General features: G+C 62.5%; 17 protein-coding genes. 11 read left to right on the top strand and 6 right to left on the bottom strand.

Translation table 11 applies throughout. The features are described from left to right. Positions 1-192: 192 nt before the first annotated feature. Genes bioA through bioB form a run of 4 tightly spaced genes read left to right on the top strand, consistent with a single transcriptional unit; the run spans position 193 to position 4,578 of the window. Positions 193-1,542: an adenosylmethionine--8-amino-7-oxononanoate transaminase gene (gene bioA, locus M0D65_RS20915; protein WP_266254377.1), complete on the top strand. Its 1,350-nt coding sequence runs from the start codon at positions 193-195 to the stop codon at positions 1,540-1,542. Further along, the gene (gene bioF, locus M0D65_RS20910; RefSeq protein ID WP_266254376.1) at positions 1,542-2,738 is read left to right on the top strand and encodes an 8-amino-7-oxononanoate synthase; all 1,197 of its coding nucleotides are present in this window, start codon (positions 1,542-1,544) and stop codon (positions 2,736-2,738) included. Before bioA ends, bioF begins: the two co-directional genes overlap by 1 nt. Beyond that, complete coding sequence (gene bioD / locus M0D65_RS20905) at positions 2,735-3,487, top strand: dethiobiotin synthase (protein WP_266254375.1); 753 nt, start codon at positions 2,735-2,737, stop codon at positions 3,485-3,487. Before bioF ends, bioD begins: the two co-directional genes overlap by 4 nt. 11 nt (positions 3,488-3,498) lie before the next feature. Further along, positions 3,499-4,578, top strand: a complete 1,080-nt coding sequence (gene bioB, locus M0D65_RS20900) for a biotin synthase BioB (protein WP_266254374.1) — start codon at positions 3,499-3,501, stop codon at positions 4,576-4,578. A 105-nt stretch (positions 4,579-4,683) separates the two neighbouring features. Here bioB and M0D65_RS20895 read toward each other — a convergent pair whose 3' ends face one another. Beyond that, positions 4,684-5,727 carry a sulfate ABC transporter substrate-binding protein gene (locus M0D65_RS20895; RefSeq protein ID WP_266254373.1) on the bottom strand — a complete coding sequence of 348 codons (1,044 nt, stop codon included), beginning with the start codon at positions 5,725-5,727 and terminating at the stop codon, positions 4,684-4,686. A gap of 142 nt (positions 5,728-5,869) precedes the next feature. Next, on the bottom strand, positions 5,870-6,472 hold the full coding sequence (locus M0D65_RS20890; RefSeq protein ID WP_266254372.1) for an alpha/beta hydrolase: 603 nt from the start codon (positions 6,470-6,472) through the stop codon (positions 5,870-5,872). A gap of 211 nt (positions 6,473-6,683) precedes the next feature. On the opposite strand from M0D65_RS20890, the gene M0D65_RS20885 reads away from it, so the two are divergent. From M0D65_RS20885 to M0D65_RS20865, 5 genes are read left to right on the top strand one after another with little or no spacing between them, the layout of a single operon-like run. Continuing rightward, the gene (locus M0D65_RS20885; protein WP_266254371.1) at positions 6,684-7,625 is read left to right on the top strand and encodes a glyoxylate/hydroxypyruvate reductase A; all 942 of its coding nucleotides are present in this window, start codon (positions 6,684-6,686) and stop codon (positions 7,623-7,625) included. Positions 7,626-7,684: 59 nt separating this feature from the next. Beyond that, the gene (locus M0D65_RS20880; RefSeq protein ID WP_266254370.1) at positions 7,685-8,611 is read left to right on the top strand and encodes a hydroxymethylglutaryl-CoA lyase; all 927 of its coding nucleotides are present in this window, start codon (positions 7,685-7,687) and stop codon (positions 8,609-8,611) included. A gap of 31 nt (positions 8,612-8,642) precedes the next feature. Then, positions 8,643-9,173, top strand: coding sequence for a YbaK/EbsC family protein (locus tag M0D65_RS20875; protein WP_266254369.1), 531 nt, complete (start codon positions 8,643-8,645; stop codon positions 9,171-9,173). Continuing rightward, the gene (locus tag M0D65_RS20870; RefSeq protein WP_091009267.1) at positions 9,170-9,376 is read left to right on the top strand and encodes a DUF1289 domain-containing protein; all 207 of its coding nucleotides are present in this window, start codon (positions 9,170-9,172) and stop codon (positions 9,374-9,376) included. The genes M0D65_RS20875 and M0D65_RS20870 overlap by 4 nt, the downstream gene beginning before the upstream one ends. A 52-nt stretch (positions 9,377-9,428) precedes the next feature. Then, positions 9,429-10,349 carry an MBL fold metallo-hydrolase gene (locus tag M0D65_RS20865; RefSeq protein WP_266254368.1) on the top strand — a complete coding sequence of 307 codons (921 nt, stop codon included), beginning with the start codon at positions 9,429-9,431 and terminating at the stop codon, positions 10,347-10,349. Positions 10,350-10,555: 206 nt separating this feature from the next. Here M0D65_RS20865 and M0D65_RS20860 read toward each other — a convergent pair whose 3' ends face one another. Next, on the bottom strand, positions 10,556-11,452 hold the full coding sequence (locus tag M0D65_RS20860; protein WP_091009263.1) for a DMT family transporter: 897 nt from the start codon (positions 11,450-11,452) through the stop codon (positions 10,556-10,558). Between the two features lie 115 nt (positions 11,453-11,567). On the opposite strand from M0D65_RS20860, the gene M0D65_RS20855 reads away from it, so the two are divergent. Further along, positions 11,568-12,041, top strand: coding sequence for an Lrp/AsnC family transcriptional regulator (locus tag M0D65_RS20855; RefSeq protein WP_266254367.1), 474 nt, complete (start codon positions 11,568-11,570; stop codon positions 12,039-12,041). A 27-nt stretch (positions 12,042-12,068) separates the two neighbouring features. Here the strand turns inward: M0D65_RS20855 and M0D65_RS20850 are convergent, their stop codons facing one another. Then, positions 12,069-12,959 (bottom strand): alpha/beta fold hydrolase, encoded by an 891-nt coding sequence (locus M0D65_RS20850; protein WP_266254366.1) that lies wholly within the window; start codon positions 12,957-12,959, stop codon positions 12,069-12,071. A 289-nt stretch (positions 12,960-13,248) separates the two neighbouring features. Here M0D65_RS20850 and M0D65_RS20845 point away from each other — a divergent pair, with 289 nt between their 5' ends. Further along, positions 13,249-14,208 (top strand): nitronate monooxygenase family protein, encoded by a 960-nt coding sequence (locus M0D65_RS20845; protein ID WP_266254365.1) that lies wholly within the window; start codon positions 13,249-13,251, stop codon positions 14,206-14,208. A gap of 44 nt (positions 14,209-14,252) precedes the next feature. On the opposite strand, the gene M0D65_RS20840 is transcribed toward M0D65_RS20845, so the two are convergent. Both M0D65_RS20840 and M0D65_RS20835 read right to left on the bottom strand, forming a co-directional pair. Then, on the bottom strand, positions 14,253-15,188 hold the full coding sequence (locus M0D65_RS20840) for a LysR family transcriptional regulator (RefSeq protein WP_266254364.1): 936 nt from the start codon (positions 15,186-15,188) through the stop codon (positions 14,253-14,255). A gap of 274 nt (positions 15,189-15,462) precedes the next feature. Further along, complete coding sequence (locus M0D65_RS20835; RefSeq protein ID WP_266254363.1) at positions 15,463-16,974, bottom strand: Fic family protein; 1,512 nt, start codon at positions 16,972-16,974, stop codon at positions 15,463-15,465. Between the last annotated feature and the right edge of the window lie 178 nt (positions 16,975-17,152).

Here is a 17,152-nt window from a genome sequence, read left to right as displayed (position 1 = left end):
CCCAGCATGGCTCAGCGGCCTTTTTCCGGGGTAGTGCATCGGGCCCGTTAACACGCTAATCTCCGCCTGGAATGGCGAACGGCACCACCCGGCAACCTGTATCGAGCCTCAGATTGCGCACCTGAATCGCACCGCGCTTCACGTGAGCGCTGCGAAATCCCCGTTCGCCTGCTTCAATGTCCCGGAGTCCGTGTGAACCCATCCGCATCAACCGAAGACTGGGTCGCCCGCAGCCTGCGCGCTGTCTGGCACCCCTGCACGCAGATGAAACACCACGAGCGCCTGCCGCTCGTGGCGGTTTCTCGCGGCGCCGGCGCGTGGCTGTACGACCGCGACGGACATCGTTACCTCGATGCGATCAGTTCGTGGTGGGTCAATCTGTTCGGCCACGCGAATCCGCGCATCAATGCCGCGCTGAAAACACAGCTCGACACGCTCGAGCACGCGATGCTCGCCGGTTGCACACACGAGCCTGCCGTCGAACTTGCCGAGCGGCTCGGCGCGCTGACCAACCACACGCTCGGCCATGCGTTCTTCGCGTCCGACGGCGCCTCAGCCGTCGAGATCGCATTGAAGATGAGCTTCCATACCTGGCGCAATCGCGGCTTCGATGAGAAACGCGAATTCGTGTGCGTCGCGAACAGCTATCACGGCGAAACGATCGGTGCGCTCGGTGTCACCGATGTCGCGCTGTTCAAGGACGCCTACGATCCGTTGATCCGTCACGCGCACGTGGTCGCTTCGCCCGATGCGCGACACGCCCAGCCTGGCGAAAACTCGGAGGATGTCGCACGCCGCGCGCTTGAGAGCGTGCGCGCGCTGTTCGAAGCACGCAGCACGAAGATCGCCGCGCTGATCGTCGAGCCGCTCGTGCAATGCGCGGCCGGGATGGCCATGCACGACGCGTCGTATATCGCCGGTTTGCGTGCGTTATGCGATCAATACGGCGTACATCTGATCGCCGATGAAATCGCAGTGGGATGCGGGCGCACCGGCACATTCTTCGCGTGCGAACAGGCGCAGGTGTGGCCGGATTTTCTGTGTCTGTCGAAAGGCATCAGCGGTGGCTATCTGCCGTTGTCGATCGTGCTGTCGCGTGACGAGATCTACGCAGCGTTCTACGACGACGACACCGCGCGCGGCTTTCTGCACTCGCATTCGTACACGGGCAATCCGCTTGCTTGCCGCGCGGCACTCGCCACACTCGATCTGTTCGCCAGCGACGATGTACTCGCGACCAACGCACGCAAGTCGGCAACGCTGCGCGCAGCACTCGCACCGCTCGCCGAACATCCGCAAGTGCGCAACCTGCGTCAATGCGGAACGATCTTCGCATTCGATGCCGCGCTCGACGACCCGAACGCCGCGAAAACATTCTCGCGCCGCTTCTTCGAACACGCGCTGCAACGCGAACTGCTGCTGCGCCCGATCGGCACGACCGTGTACCTGATGCCGCCGTACATTCTCGACGACAACGAACTCGGCCTGCTCGCCGAGCGCACGCGTGAAACGTTCGATGCAACACTGAAGGAGACCCGCTGATGCATCTGCTCACCACCCTCGAACAAGGCCTGAAGGACATCGATGCGCGCGGCCTGCGCCGCCGTCGGCGGATTGCGGATACGCCGTGTGCGGCGCACATGACTGTCGATGGCCGTGAGATCGTTGGCTTTGCGAGCAACGATTATCTTGGCCTCGCGGCGCATCCGCAGCTGGTCGCGGCACTTGCGGAAGGCGCGCAACGCTATGGCGCGGGCAGCGGTGGTTCGCACCTGCTCGGCGGTCACTCGCGTGCGCATGCGCAACTCGAAGACGATCTCGCTGCATTTGCCGGTGGCTTCGTCGATGCGCCGCGTGCGTTGTACTTCAGCACCGGCTACATGGCAAATCTCGCCACGCTGACTGCGCTCGCGGGTCGCGGCACAACGCTCTTTTCCGACGCGCTGAATCATGCGTCGCTGATCGATGGTGCGCGGCTATCGCGCGCCGAGGTGCAGATCTATCCGCACGCCGACACCGATACACTGAGCGCGCTGCTCGATGCATCCACGGCCGAAACGAAACTGATTGTCACCGACAGCGTGTTCAGCATGGACGGCGACGTTGCACCGTTGGCACGGTTGCTCGAACTGGCGGAGCGGCACGGCGCGTGGCTCGTCGTCGACGACGCGCATGGTTTCGGCGTGCTCGGTCCGCAGGGACGCGGCGCGATTGCTCAAGCGGCATTGCGTTCGCCGCATCTGATTTCGATTGGTACGCTCGGCAAGGCGGCTGGTGTGTCGGGTGCGTTCGTCGCTGCGCATGCAACGGTGATCGAATGGCTCGTGCAACGCGCGCGGCCGTACATCTTCACGACTGCATCGACGCCCGCTGTTGCACATGCGGTGTCGGCAAGCGTGCGCATCATCGCGGGTGCTGAAGGGGATGCGCGCCGTGCGCATCTGCAGCAGTTGATCGAGCGTACCCGCGCCATGCTCAAGACGACACCGTGGTTGCCGGTCGATTCGCATACCGCCGTGCAGCCGCTGATTATCGGCAGCAATGAAGCTGCGCTTGCGGCAGCCGAAGCACTCGATCACGCGGGACTGTGGGTGCCCGCGATCCGTCCACCGACTGTGCCGGTCGGCACGTCGCGCCTGCGTATTTCACTGTCGGCTGCGCATTCGCACAGCGATCTCGACCGTCTCGACGCAGCACTCACACGACCCGGCACCACCATGGTCGCGGAGGCTGCATGAGCGCGCTGTCGCTGTTCGTCACCGGCACCGACACCGAGATCGGCAAGACGCTGGTTTCCACGGCGCTGCTGCGCGGTTTCGTGCGCGCGGGACTGCGTGCCGCTGCAATGAAGCCAGTCGCGGCAGGCGCGTTCGAAGTGGATGGTGTCCGGCATAACGAGGACGCCGATCAACTCGACGCCGCCGCGAACGTGCTGCTGCCGCCCGCGATCCGCACGCCGTATCTGTTGAAAGAACCTGCCGCACCGCACGTCGCCGCCGCACTGGAAAACGTGACGCTCGACGTCGCACGCATCGTCGAGTGTCATGCTCAGGCGTCGCGCACCGCGGATGTGGTGGTGGTCGAAGGGGTCGGTGGTTTTTGCGTGCCGCTCACCGACACGCACGACACCGCCGATCTCGCCCGTCTGCTGAACCTGCCCGTGGTACTCGTGGTCGGCATGCGGCTCGGCTGCATCAGCCATGCATTGCTCACCGCCGAAGCAATCGCCGCACGCGGCCTGCGCCTCGCGGGCTGGGTGGCGAATCGTGTCGACCCGGCCATGCGCTTCGCCGACGAGAACATCGCCGCGATTCGCGAGCGGCTCGAACATCGATACGGCGCACCGCTGCTCGGCACCGTCCCGCATCTGAATCCCACGTCCGCCGATGTCGCAGCGGAACATCTCGACATCGCCGCACTCCTGCACACGCTGCGCACGTTATGCATCGCACAGCACCCGACCCGACTCCCCGTCATTCATTCATGAGGATCGACGACATGACTTCACTGCACACCGGTTCGACAACTACCCCCACACCTGCCGTCGCAGCGACAGCTTCAGAAGCCACGGTCGCGCGCTGGCGCATCGCCGACATCGTCGCGTTGTACGAACTGCCGCTCAACGACTTGCTGTTTCGTGCGCAGCAAACCCATCGCGAGCACTTCGATGCCAACACCGTGCAACTCTCGACACTGCTGTCGATCAAGACCGGTGGCTGCGAAGAAGACTGCGCATACTGTCCGCAATCGGTTCACCACGACACGGGCTTGAAAGCGGACAAGCTGATGCCCGTCGACGACGTGCTCGCAGCCGCACGCGTTGCGAAAGAGAACGGTGCCACGCGCTTCTGCATGGGCGCCGCATGGCGCAATCCGAAAGACCGCCACCTCGAGCCGATCAAGGACATGATCCGCGGTGTGAAGGCCATGGGCCTCGAAACCTGCGTGACGCTCGGCATGCTCGAAACGCACCAGGCAGAAGGTCTGCGCGAAGCCGGGCTCGACTACTACAACCACAACCTCGATACGTCGCCGGAGTTCTACGGGCAGATCATCTCGACGCGCACCTATCAGGACCGGCTGGACACGCTGGAGCGCGTGCGCGACGCCGGTATCAACGTGTGCTGCGGCGGTATCGTCGGGCTCGGTGAGTCGCGTCGCGAACGGGCTGGGCTGATCGCCCAGCTCGCGAACATGGACCCGTACCCGGAGTCGGTGCCGATCAACAATCTCGTGCAGGTGGAAGGTACGCCGCTCACCGGTACCGAGGCGCTCGATCCGTTCGAGTTCGTGCGCACGATCGCGATTGCGCGCATCACCATGCCGCGCGCGATGGTGCGACTGTCGGCAGGCCGTGAGCAGATGGACGAGGCGCTGCAGGCGATGTGCTTCTTTGCCGGTGCGAATTCGATTTTCTACGGCGACCAGTTGCTCACGACTAGCAACCCGCAGGCGGAAGCGGACCGGAAGTTGCTCGAGCGTCTTGGCATACGTGCCGAAGCCGCGCAGCAAATGCCGCACGATTCGCACGGTTGCGAACATGCATGCGACGGTCATGCGCAATCGGCTGCGAACTAAGGCTGCGCAAGTTCACTGACCGACTGATCGACTGACGCTGGAAATACGAAGGCCGCCCGATAGCACTATCGGGCGGCCTTTGCTTTACAACGAAACCCGCGCTTCTTACTTCCGGTCGACGACGATTTGATCGAAGGTCCCGCCGTCGGAGAAGTGCGTCTGCTGCGCCTTCTGCCAGCTGCCGAACATCTGCTCGACAGTGAAGGTTTTCAGCGGTTTGAATTCGCTCGCGTGTTTCGCGAGCACGCTCGCATCGCGCGGCCGCAGATGATGTTGCGCGATGATCTCCTGCGCGGCCGGCGTGTACAGATAGTCGAGATACGCCTGCGCTTCCTTGCGCGTGCCGCGCTTGTCGACGACCTTGTCGACGATCGTGACAGGCGGTTCGGCCAGCAAGCTCACCGACGGGTACACCGCCTCGAAGCTGCCCGCGCCCACACCGGTTTCGATCAACGCGACTTCGTTCTCGAACGTCACCAGCACGTCGCCGATACCGCGCTGCGTGAACGTCGTGGTCGCGCCGCGGCCACCGGTATCGAGCACGGGCACGTTGCGGAAGATCGTCTTTTCGAAGTCCTGTGCCTGCGCGTCGGTGGCGCCGTGCTGCTTGCTGTAGCCCCAGGCGGCCAGGTACGCGTAACGGCCGTTGCCCGACGTCTTCGGATTGGCGATCACGACCTGCACACCGGGCTTCGCCAGGTCGTCCCAGTCCTTGATGTGTTTCGGATTGCCCTTGTGCACGAGGAACACCATCGTGGTGGTGTACGGCGCGCTGTTATCGGGCAATCGCGCGCGCCAGTTGGCGGGTACGAGCTGGCCGCGCTCGGCGAGCAGGTCGATGTCGTTGGGCTGGTTCATCGTGACCACGTCTGCCTGCAGGCCCTGCAGCACCGACAGCGCCTGTGCGCTCGACGCACCATGCGACTGGCGGACCGATACGGTCTCGCCGCTCTTCTGCTTGTATGCAGCAATGAAGGACGCGTTGATGTCCTTGTACAGTTCGCGTGTGACGTCGTAGGAGACGTTCAGCAGCGACGTATCGGCATGCGCATTCGATACGCTACCGAGCGCGAGCATAAGCGCCGTAACGCCGGCTGCGAGCCAGCGCGGATTTATTCGATTTCCTCGATTCCCCGAATTGCCTGTCATTGTGTCTGCGCCCCGTCCGTGATGAATGCGTGATGCCGCCGCTGCGGTTCAAAGCCGGATTCTAGCGGATCGGACTACATGCGACCGGCACGGCACGATCGAACGATTAGAACGACGATCGACTATCCGCGCGGCGATGTCATCAAACGAAGGCGTGCGTAGCAGGTTCGATCGATTCTTCGCGAAAGCGCAGCGGCGCGGCGCAATGCACGAGCGTATCGATGAAGTATTTGGCGCGCGGCCACGGACCATAGCCCGCTGCGGTGTTGATATGGCCCGCGTCGCCGAGATTGACGAACGCGCTGCCGAAACGTTGTGCGAGTTCGCGAGCGTCGGCGAGCGGCATCCATGGGTCGGTATCGCTGCCGATCATGATCGACGGCACACCGATGCGCCGTGCGTCGAAGGTGCCCGCGAAGGTGAACTTCGCGGGACTGGCCGGCGCGACGAATAGCACGCCGGCGACATCGGCAGCGTGCGTGGCCTGCTGCAGCACTTGCGCGGCAACCAGGCACCCGAAGCTATGCGCGGCCAGCACGAACGGACCGCGCTCGCGCGCGAGCAACTCGCGCAACGACTGGGTCCACTTCGCGAGATTGGGAGCATCCCAGTCCGCCTGCTCGACGCGCAGCGAACGCGCGAACTGCCGCTCAAGCCACGTCTGCCAATGTGCGCCCTCGCTGCCATGCAGACCCGGAACGGTTACGACGCGGGGTGGCCATGTCGATTTGCTGCATGAGAACATGATTTTCCTCGCTGACGGGACCCGATAAATCATTGTGGACGTCGAATCCGCGCTTCCGAACCAATTTTTCGTGCTTTGTTTATGGGTTAAAGATTCGCAATCGCCAGCGAGACTGCGGGCGTAGCCGCTCCGGCGCACGGCACCGTCGGCAAGAAAGTAGAATGTGGCCTATCCGCCCGCGCAATCGCCAACGTAATCAAACAGCCAGCCTGTGAAAATTCTCTTCTATACGCCGCTCACCGACGCCGCCGCGTGGCTGCACGATCTGACTCGCGCGCTGCCGGGCGCCGAACTGCGCGAATGGCAACCGGGCGACACCGCCCCCGCCGATTTCGCCGTGGTGTGGCGTCCGCCGCGCGAACTGTTCGCGCCACGGGCCGGCCTGCGGGCCGTATTCAATATGGGCGCGGGCGTCGACGCGATTCTCGCGCTCGAACGCGAACACCCGGGCACACTGCCGCGCGACGCCCTTCTGGTGCGCCTCGAAGACACCGGCATGGCGCCGCAGATGGTCGAATACACGCTGCACTCGGTGCTGCGCTACCTGCGCCGCTTCGACGAGTACGCCGCGCTACAGGCACAGCGTCGCTGGCAGATGCTCGATCCGCATCCGCGCGAGTCGTTCACGGTCGGCGTGCTCGGCCTTGGCGTGCTCGGCACGCAGGTCGCGCGTTCGATTGCGGCGCTCGGCATCCCCGTGCGCGGCTATAGCCGCAGTGCAAAACAGATCGACGGTATTACGACCTTCGCGGGTGAAGCGCAGCTCGGTGCGTTTCTCGACGGTGCGAAGGTGCTCGTGAATCTGCTGCCGCATACGCCCGACACTCACGATGTCCTGAACGCCCGCGTGTTCTCGCAACTCGCGCGCGGCGCGTATCTGATCAACGTCGCGCGCGGTGCGCATCTGGTCGAGCAGGACCTGCTCGATGCGCTCGCGAGCGGCCAGATCGCGGCGGCCACGCTCGATGTGTTTCGCGAGGAACCGCTGCGCCCCGATCATCCGTTCTGGCAGCATCCGCGCGTCACGATCACGCCGCACAGTTCGGCGTTGACGCTGCGTGAAGAAGGTATTGCACAGATTGCCGAGAAGATCGGTGCGCTGACGCGTGGTGAAACAGTCGGCGGTCTCGTCGATATCGCGCGCGGCTACTAACGAACACACGTACTCAACACCCATTGCAGAGGCCGCCTCAGGCGGCGAGGAGACACCCCATGACATTGCCTCAAGCAGTCAAGATCGTCGAAGTCGGTCCACGCGACGGCCTGCAGAACGAAAAGGACTTCGTCCCGACCGCGGTCAAGATCGAACTGATCAACCGGCTTTCGGCGGCGGGGTTTCGCAACGTCGAAGCCGCGTCGTTCGTCTCGCCGAAGTGGGTTCCGCAGATGGCCGACGGCACCGAAGTGATGGCCGGCATCGCGCGTCGACCGGGCACGCTGTATTCAGTGTTGACGCCGAATCTGCGCGGCCTCGACGGTGCGCTTGCCGCGCGCGCGGATGAGATCGTGATCTTCGGTGCTGCCAGCGAAGCCTTTTCGCAGAAGAACATCAATTGCAGCATTGCGGAAAGCATCGAACGTTTTGTGCCGGTTGCGCAGGCCGCCAAGGAAAAAGGCCTGCGTGTGCGCGGCAGCGTGTCGTGCTCGCTAGGTTGTCCGTATCAGGGCGACGTGCCGGTTGCATCGGTGGTCGATGTGGTCGAACGTTTTGCGGCGCTCGGTTGCGATGAGATCGACATCGCAGACACGATCGGTGTCGGCACGCCGAAGCGCACGCGCGAAGTTTACGAGGCGGTGACCAAAGTGTTCCCGCGCGAACGTCTGTCCGGGCACTTTCACGACACCTACGGTCAGGCGCTCGCCAATATTTACGCGGCGCTGCAGGAAGGTATTGAGATTTTTCATGCATCGGTGGCAGGGCTCGGCGGCTGTCCGTATGCGAAGGGCGCGACCGGCAACGTCGCAACCGAAGACGTGCTGTACCTGATGAACGGCCTCGGCATCGAAACCGGCGTCGATCTCGCTCAGGTAGTCGCGATCGGCGACTTCATCTCGACGTCGATCGGCAAGCCGAACGTGTCGCGCGCGGGCAAGGCGCTGCTTGCCAAAGCGCGCAGCGAAGCGCAGACCTGCGTCTGACACCGTCGCCCTGAAACTCATCCGAACGACCATGACAGACAACGCATCTCTTCAGACTCCCCACCCTGACGATCTCGACGCGCTCCCCGACGCCGCACGTCGTGTCGCGCTGCTGCTGCGCGAACGCGGTCACGCTGGCCACGTCGTGATGCTTGCGGAAACCGGCAAGACCTCGGCGGAAGCGGCGGCCGGTCTTGGCTGCACCGTCGCGCAGATCGCGAAGTCGATCCTGTTCCGTCGCAAACACGACGATGCGCCCGTGCTCGTCGTGGCGAGCGGTGCGAACCGCGTCGACGAACAGAAGGTCGCCGCGCAGGTCGGCGAAATCGGTCGTGCCGATGCGAAGTTCGTGCGCGAGAAGACCGGTTATGCGATCGGCGGCGTGTGCCCGATCGGTCACGCGACGCCGCCCGTGACGCTGATCGATGCCGACCTGCTCGCACTCGACAGCCTGTGGGCCGCGGCAGGTCATCCGCATGCGGTGTTCAACCTGTCGCCGCAGCAACTGGTCGAACTGACCGGCGCGCCCGTCGCCGACGTCGCCTTGCGCGAATCCGCATGACACACGACACCGCGTCCGTCCCGTCACCGTGCATCGACGTGTGCAGGATGAACGCTGCGACCGGCTGGTGCGAAGGGTGTCTCCGAACCATCGACGAAATCGCCGGCTGGTCGTCGTTCGACGACACGCGCAAGCACGCGGTGTGGGATGCGATCGAAGCGCGTCATACGCAGTTGCTCACAGCGCAGCGGGAACGGCCATGAAAGCCGCCGCATTGCAGATCGTGATTCGCTCACAACCGGAGCCCCGCTCGCCATGATCGCGCTGCCTGCATCGATACGCGTATTCGAGCGCGGCTGGCTCTCGTCGAACAACGTGCTGCTGGTCGACAACGCGTGTGCTGCGCTCGTCGATACCGGTTACGCGACACACGCGCCGCAAACCGTCGCGCTGGTTCGCGAGGCACTCGGCACGCGGCCGCTCGATCTGATCGTCAACACGCATCTGCATTCGGATCATTGCGGCGGTAACGCGCTATTGCAGGCGACCTGGCCCTGCCGCACCGAAATCCCCGCCCAGGAAGCCGACGCGGTTCGCAACTGGGACGAGACGCGCCTCACCTATCGCGCGACGGGTCAGACCTGCGAGCGCTTCACGTTCACCGGTACGCTATCGCCCGGTATGCAGGTCACGCTCGGCGCGCTTGAGTGGACCGTGCTCGGTGCACCCGGCCACGATCCACATTCGCTGATGTTGTATTGCGCCAGCGAGCGTGTGCTGATCAGTGCCGACGCGCTGTGGGAAAACGGCTTCGGCGTGATTTTTCCGGAACTGAACGGCGACAGCGGTTTCGCGGAACAACAGGCAGTGCTCGATCTGATTGCGACGCTCGATATCGATGTCGTGATTCCCGGTCACGGTGCGCCGTTCACCGATGTGCAATCCGCACTCACGCGTGCGTGGTCGCGCGTCGCATGGCTGCGCGCCGATCCTGCGCGCAACGCGAAGAACGCGCTGAAGGTGCTGATCGTGTTCAAGCTGCTCGAAGTACGCGTGATGCAGTTCGACGCGCTCGTCGCGATGCTCGACGACGCCACCCTGATGCGCGCAGCGGTATCGATGCTAGGAGCACGCACCGAGACTCCCACGTTGCTACGCGAACTTGTCGGCGAACTGGCGCGAGCGGACGGCCCGCTGTCGATAGACGGCGACTGCATCCGCGCCCGCAGCGCGTAAATTCCAGTTCACCAAAAAAGAAAGCCGTTCCCCAGAAATGGCGAACGGCGTAATTTGGTCGACGTGATCAGCGTCGATTCGGATCATACTCGCGCGTACCTTTCGAACGCATCGGTGATTTCCCTACAGAAGGTTGACGGCGTTTCGTAGTCTTCATACGCACTGCAGTCGTGCCGCCATGTTGCGCAATTCGCAGCAACGTCGGCTTACGACACCAGACGCCGCTGCGGCACGATACGCCAGCCCAGATTCACGCCCGCCGCGGCGAGCAGGATCAGCAGCGCGCCGAGCAGTTGCACCCACGCGAGCTTCTGTCCAAATGCGACGCGGTCCACAATGATCGCCACCACCGGATAGATGAACGACAGCGCGCCGGTCATCGCGGTCGGCAGCTTCTGGATCGCGCCGTACAGCAACACGTACATCGCGCCGGTGTTGACGACGCCGAGCGTCACGAGTTGCAGCCAGTGCACGCCGCTCGTAGGCAGGTTGTCGAAGTGGACGAACGGCGCGAGCGCCAGCACGCCGAACGCACCCTGTATCAGTGCGAGCAGGTGCGGCGGCGTGCCCTTCAGGTGTTTGGTAATGATCGACGAGATTGCATACAGGAATGCAGCAGCGACCGCATACGCCACACCTTCCAGATACTGGCCGGGCACCGCGAGCACCGCCGGTTCGACCTTGACGACGAACACGAGACCGATGAATGCGATCACCAGCCACGCAATCGCCGACGGCGTGACGCGTTCGCGGAACACGAAAGCACCGAGCGCGACCAGCATGAACGGCTGCGTGTTGTAGACCGCGGTCGCCATCGAGATCGACGCGCGCGAATACGCGGCGAACAGCAGCGCCCAGTTGGCGACGATCGCCGCGCTGCTCAGCACGGCCAGGCCGATGATGCGCCAGGAGAACAGCTTGCGCCGGAACAGTCCCAGCGCGCCGCAGACGATCGCCATCGTCGCCGCGCCGAACAGGCAGCGAAAGAACACCACGTTCGAGACAGGTTGTTGCGACGACACGACCAGCCAGCCGATCGTGCCCGACATCAGCATGGCGATGCTCATCTCGGCGGCGCCGCGGCGGATTTCATTGGAAGCCATGTTTTCGATCCTCGGATTGGCGAATTCAATGAGGAAAGTTTAAGTGCTGCAACTGCGCATTTACATGGCTAAACTATGGATCATCGGCACAATCGCCTAATAAGCGAAGGCAAAAATGAACAAACACCTTGCATCGCTCAATCTCCCCGTTCCGCTCGACGATACCGACCGCGCGCTGCTTGCCGCACTCGCTGAAGACGCGCGTCAGCCGGTCAGCGAACTTGCACGGCGTGTCGGCTTGTCGGCACCGAGCACCGCCGACCGTTTGCGGCGGCTCGACTCACAAGGCGTGATCGAGCGCTTCACGGTACAACTCGATCCGCGCGCGCTCGGCTACACGCTGCAGGCCATCGTGCGCGTGAAGCCGCTGCCCGGTCAGTTACACCTGGTGGAAGACGTGCTGCGGCGCATTCCCGAGTTCGTCGAATGCGACAAAGTCACCGGCGACGACTGCTTCATCTGCCGTCTGTATCTACGCTCGATCGATCAACTCGACGAGATTCTCGCCAAGGTGACCGAGCGCGCGGAAACCAGCACGGCGATCGTCAAGTCGACGCCGATCGCGCGGCGGCTACCGCCGCTGGGTTGAGCGCGCTGGCTGTTATAGCTACTGCTACTACTGCTCGACCGCTTCGAAAAACGCCAGCATCTCCGCGACGAGTGCGTCCGGCGCTTCTTCCGGAATGTAGTGCCCGCACGGCAGCGGTCGCCCGCCGACATCGCGGGCGACGCGCCGCCATTCGTCGAGCGGCGTGAAGCACTTTTCGATCACGCCATACTCGCCCCACAGCACGCGCAACGGACACGCCACCTTGTTGCCGCGTTCGATGTCGGCGCGGTCGTGCTCGAGATCGATCGTCGCCGATGCACGGTAGTCCTCGCACATCGAGTGCACCGCGCCCGGCTGTCGCAGCGCCGCACGGTATGCCGTGAGCGCTTCGGGCGCAAACGGCGTGAGCCCCGCGTGACGGCTGCCCAACACGCGATCGACGAAGACGTCCGGATTCGCGCCGATCAGCGTTTCCGGCAGCGGCTCCGGCTGGATCAGGAAGAACCAGTGGAAGTACAGCGTCGCGAAGGTACGGTCGGTGGCTTCGTACATCGCGAGCGTCGGCGCGATGTCGAGCAGCATCAACCGTTCGACTGCATCCGGGTAGTCGAGCGCCATCCGGTGCGCGACGCGGGCGCCGCGGTCGTGCGCACAGACCAGAAAATGCTCGAAGCCGAAATGGCGCATCACGGCGACCTGATCGGCGGCCATCGTGCGTTTGGAATACGGTGCGTGAGTGTCGTCGGTGGGCGGTTTGGACGATGCGCCATAGCCGCGTAGATCGGTCGCGATGACCGTGAAATGCTGCGCCAGTTGCGACGCGCAGCGCTGCCAGATCAGATGGGTCTGCGGACTACCGTGTAGCAACAGCAAAGGCGGACCTGCACCGCCCTTCACCCCATGGATGTCGACGTCGCCCACGGCGACGCGAAAGGGCGTGAAAGCCTCGAAGGACATATCGGGTCTCTTGTCGTTGTAGGTCAACGCATTGTAGGAGCCCGGTGTGACTGTGCGGCGCCGAACCCATCGACAACGCGTAGACACTGAACACTCCTTCCAACCCGAAGCTGCACATGCAAAAGTGGCGTTTCGCCTATAATCGAACGATCGTTCTTAAATTTACCGGTCCGAATGGACGGGCCTTTACGGTTGGCCACGTTTGTTTTCCGGTACCTCGCTACACTCATCCGTGGGCCGCATAGCCCGCATCAGCTTGTGCAACTGCACTTATCAGGAGACCCGCATCATGGCTCTGCCCGCCGTCCTGCAAAACCTTGCGTTGCCCGTCGTCGCTTCGCCGATGTTCATCGTCAGCTACCCCGAGCTTGTGCTTGCCCAGTGCAAGGCCGGTATCGTCGGTTCGTTTCCTGCGTTGAATGCGCGCCCGGCAGAACTGCTCGACGAATGGCTCACGCAGATCCAGGCGTCGCTCGCCGCGCACAAGGAAGCGCATCCGGATGCCGTGATCGGGCCGATTGCCGTGAACCAGATCGTGCATCAATCGAACACGCGACTCGAGCACGATGTGCGCGTGTGCGTCGAGCACAAGGTGCCGATCTTCATTACGAGTTTGCGTGCACCGGCGCGGGAAATCGTCGATGCCGTGCATAGCTACGGCGGCATCGTGCTGCACGACGTGATCAATATTCGCCATGCACAGAAAGCGCTCGAAGCGGGCGTCGACGGGTTGATCCTGGTGGCGGCGGGTGCCGGTGGTCACGCGGGTACGACTTCGCCGTTTGCTCTCGTGGGCGAAGTGCGGCGTATGTTCGACGGTCCGATCGTGTTGTCGGGTGCGATCGCGAACGGCGGGTCGATTCTTGCGGCGCAGGCGATGGGCGCCGACCTCGCGTACATGGGCACGCGCTTTATCGCTACGAAAGAAGCGCACGCGGTCGACAGCTACAAGCACGCGATCGTCAACGCGAGTGCATCGGACATCATCTATACGAACCTCTTCACCGGCGTGCACGGCAACTACATCCGCGAGAGCATCGTCAACGCCGGGCTCGATCCGGACGCACTGCCCGCTTCCGACAAAACGGCGATGAATTTCGGCAGCGACAAGGCGAAGGCGTGGAAGGACATCTGGGGTGCGGGCCAGGGCGTCGGCCTGATGAGCGATGTGCCGAGCGTCGACGAACTGGTGGCGCGTCTCACGCAGGAGTACAACGATGCGCGTGCGCGGCTTTCGATCGCACGCTGAGACGCTTTGACGTAGCGGCTCGTTTGTTTGCTTGCTTGATTGCGCTAACGCGCCGCCAGCGCGCAAATTTCTTCGGCAGAGGGCCACAGGTTTTCGCTGCCGAAGCGCGCCGCAATAAAATCGACAAACGAGCGCACCTTCGCCGACAGGTGTCGGCGGCTCGCATATACGACGTGGATGGGCAGCTCGTGCGGCGGCATTTCATCGACGAGCAACGGCACGAGCCGGCCCGCCAGCAGATCTTCGGCGATCACCTCGGTGCCCAGCTGCGCAATGCCGGCGCCTTGCAACACGGCGACGCGCATCGCCTCGAGGTGGTTGACGATCATGTTGCCGGTCAACTGGATACGCGCGCCGCTGGCGATTGTCGTCATGAACTCCTGAGCCGACACGCCCGCGTACTGGATGAAGTTGTGGCGCTGGAGATCGGCGGCACTGGTCGGTGTGCCATGACGGCGCAGATACTCCGGCGATGCGCACAACACGAGGTGCGCGGTCGCAATCTGCCGCGCGATCAGCGATGACGATTTCAAACCGGTCGGCGATGCGCGGATTGCTACGTCGAAACCTTCGTCGATCAGCTCGACGACGCGGTCCGACAGCGTGACTTCAACGGTGACCTTGGGATATTGCCCAGCGTAGTCGGCGATTGCGCTCATCAGGTGACGCAGCCCGAATGCGGAAAGCGACGATACGCGCAATCGTCCCTGCGGCACGACGCTCGCCGCACCGACAACCTGCGCGGCTTCTTCGAGTTCGGTCAGCGCCTGGCTCAGACGCTCGTAGTATTCGCGGCCGGCTTCAGTGGGCGCGACGCGCCGGGTCGTGCGGTTCAGCAGGCGGGCGCCGAGCTGCTGCTCGAGGTGCATCACATGCTTGCTCGCCATCGCCGCCGACATCTCCATGCGCTCCGCCGCACCGATAAAGCTTCCCACTTCGACGACGTGCCGAAACACTTTCATGCTGACGAGGGTGTCCATAGGAATCGCTCACGATGAGAATCAATCGCGTCGATTTTACGGGCTTTATCAAATGGGGGTGTGGAAAGGGGGGGCGATCGGGTCAGGGATCTTGACGCGCTAAACGCTAGCCTCGTGAGGCCCAGGCATCGAAAGATGGGTGGTCCCGGCGCTGAGCGGGCTATCGCAGAGCATCAAAAAACAGCTCAAATGTGGGGACCGCCTCGAAATAGACCAAGTAGACTCGAAATTGGTCAATTTTTTGCTGGATTTCTACCAAAACCTCGAAATGCAGTTACTTACCACTGTCGGAGTCTGGTTCGACATCTTCCGCATCGGTACCAACCGGGTTAAAAGCCTCCCGGACAATTTGTTCGATCCGGTCGAGAGTTGACACCGGCACGTGCACATACTGCTTGCGTCTGTTAATCGCCAGGACTCCCTTGTTCGACTGAATCATGCGGATGAGCGCTGACAGATCCTTGTTAGGGAGGTCGAACTCCGCATTCAACTGCTGGTACGCCTTGTCGTAGCCGCTTAGCCATGCGAGCTCTCCCGGTATCTCTTCTTCGACCGCCAGGCGAATCATTCGATAAAGAAACGCGACTTCCGCCGTCGCATCTATGAACCGATACGCACGACCACCGGGCGAGTGAACCACGATTGGAGTGACATCCCCTCGCTGGTATCGCCAGAGCTGAGTGACCGGTCGAGAGAACCCCGTCAAGACACTCAGATATTCGGGAATATTTTTCAGGATGACGGCCGAGACTGGCACCAACGCGCCACCGCTCAGGGGTGACGAAGGTGCGAGCACATGCTGGATGAGGAAGCGATGCAAGCGACCATTCCCATCGAGAAACGGATGCAGGTAAACGAAACCGAACGCAGCGCAGGCAGTTTTCACGAGCGCATGCTCGCATCGGGTGGTGTCGTTCACGAACGCTTCCCACCCGCGCATTGCCTGGCGGAGGTCCGTTGGTGGCGGCGGGAAAAAAGTAACGCGGCCGAGACCGTCTTCGAGCCAGTTCTGTGAGGTTCTGTAGGAAGCTTCCTGGCTATAAACATCTCGCACAATCGCGTTTTGCAGACCAACGAGCCATTCCTCGCTGACGGTTGCCGTCTCACCGACCCGGCGAAGCAACTGTACGAACCGTTCCTGTTTGTCTGAGCTCGGCGTTTCGCGCTCGATAGCATAGCTACTTCGCGTTTCAGACAGATACAGATAATTGACCACCCGTTCGTAGAGAACCGGATCTGTCAAAGTCTCGAGCGTGCGCTTCGCCTGCTCCATCAGTTCCGCGAGACTCGGCAACTCGGATACGGCAGCACGTCGCACGACGGGGCAAAAATCCGCGTTGCCTAACGCGTTATTCCGAACACGAAATTTCTGGTTGTTTGTCGGCCTTGTCGATGTGACGTAGGTATCCGAGGGAAACAGGTCGACGTAACCCGCGTTCAACGTCGTGGGAAACGAAAGCGTTTGTCCGGTAAGCCATTCCCACAGAAAGCAGGCTCGGCGGATCGTCGCCCGGTTGGGCGCGGATTCCAGCGTTCGGACGAGATCATTGGCGGAAATGTGCTCGAACACCGCGTCGATAACTTCAAGGTTCACCCCTTCATGTTTCAGGGCGAACTCAAGATGCCCGACTGGGGATTCCTCGATCGCAACATTTTTTGGAAACAGCAGCTGATTCGGCGCATCGACACGCCGATTCACCGACGCGCTTGTGGTGGCTGGTGTTTGAAGCGGCCGGACGTCTAGAGAAAAGTGCCCGATAAGATGCTGGTATCCGATCGCCGACATGGTTCAAGCTCGAAATCCGTTAACTCCCATCGAAATATAGCAATAAATTTGATCATTTCGTCTTTTTTATCGAAATCCATCAAAAATCGGCATCATCTTTTGTTGCTGCTACCCGAACTCCAGGAGTCCGCCAGGCGTTGGCGGGCTCCATGGCCTGCGGATCAGCCCCCCCACCTCC

Origin of the sequence: Paraburkholderia sp. CHISQ3, from assembly GCF_030464945.1 — a bacterium.
In the GTDB taxonomy this organism is placed as follows: domain Bacteria; phylum Pseudomonadota; class Gammaproteobacteria; order Burkholderiales; family Burkholderiaceae; genus Paraburkholderia; species Paraburkholderia megapolitana.
The sequence above is the reverse complement of the archived record's forward strand: the minus strand, read 5'-3'. Positions and strand labels throughout refer to the sequence as shown.

What these genes read in the sequence shown, in the direction of transcription:
- M0D65_RS20845 (WP_266254365.1), top strand. Translation starts at nt 13,249, where the DNA reads ATGGCTCTGCCCGCCGTCCTGCAAAACCTTGCGTTGCCCGTCGTCGCT.
- M0D65_RS20855 (WP_266254367.1), top strand. Translation starts at nt 11,568, where the DNA reads ATGAACAAACACCTTGCATCGCTCAATCTCCCCGTTCCGCTCGACGAT.
- M0D65_RS20875 (WP_266254369.1), top strand. Translation starts at nt 8,643, where the DNA reads ATGACAGACAACGCATCTCTTCAGACTCCCCACCCTGACGATCTCGAC.
- M0D65_RS20895 (WP_266254373.1), bottom strand. Translation starts at nt 5,727, where the DNA reads ATGACAGGCAATTCGGGGAATCGAGGAAATCGAATAAATCCGCGCTGG.
- M0D65_RS20870 (WP_091009267.1), top strand. Translation starts at nt 9,170, where the DNA reads ATGACACACGACACCGCGTCCGTCCCGTCACCGTGCATCGACGTGTGC.
- bioF (WP_266254376.1), top strand. Translation starts at nt 1,542, where the DNA reads ATGCATCTGCTCACCACCCTCGAACAAGGCCTGAAGGACATCGATGCG.
- M0D65_RS20850 (WP_266254366.1), bottom strand. Translation starts at nt 12,959, where the DNA reads ATGTCCTTCGAGGCTTTCACGCCCTTTCGCGTCGCCGTGGGCGACGTC.
- M0D65_RS20860 (WP_091009263.1), bottom strand. Translation starts at nt 11,452, where the DNA reads ATGGCTTCCAATGAAATCCGCCGCGGCGCCGCCGAGATGAGCATCGCC.
- M0D65_RS20840 (WP_266254364.1), bottom strand. Translation starts at nt 15,188, where the DNA reads ATGGACACCCTCGTCAGCATGAAAGTGTTTCGGCACGTCGTCGAAGTG.
- M0D65_RS20890 (WP_266254372.1), bottom strand. Translation starts at nt 6,472, where the DNA reads ATGTTCTCATGCAGCAAATCGACATGGCCACCCCGCGTCGTAACCGTT.
- M0D65_RS20865 (WP_266254368.1), top strand. Translation starts at nt 9,429, where the DNA reads ATGATCGCGCTGCCTGCATCGATACGCGTATTCGAGCGCGGCTGGCTC.
- bioB (WP_266254374.1), top strand. Translation starts at nt 3,499, where the DNA reads ATGACTTCACTGCACACCGGTTCGACAACTACCCCCACACCTGCCGTC.
- M0D65_RS20880 (WP_266254370.1), top strand. Translation starts at nt 7,685, where the DNA reads ATGACATTGCCTCAAGCAGTCAAGATCGTCGAAGTCGGTCCACGCGAC.
- bioD (WP_266254375.1), top strand. Translation starts at nt 2,735, where the DNA reads ATGAGCGCGCTGTCGCTGTTCGTCACCGGCACCGACACCGAGATCGGC.
- M0D65_RS20835 (WP_266254363.1), bottom strand. Translation starts at nt 16,974, where the DNA reads ATGTCGGCGATCGGATACCAGCATCTTATCGGGCACTTTTCTCTAGAC.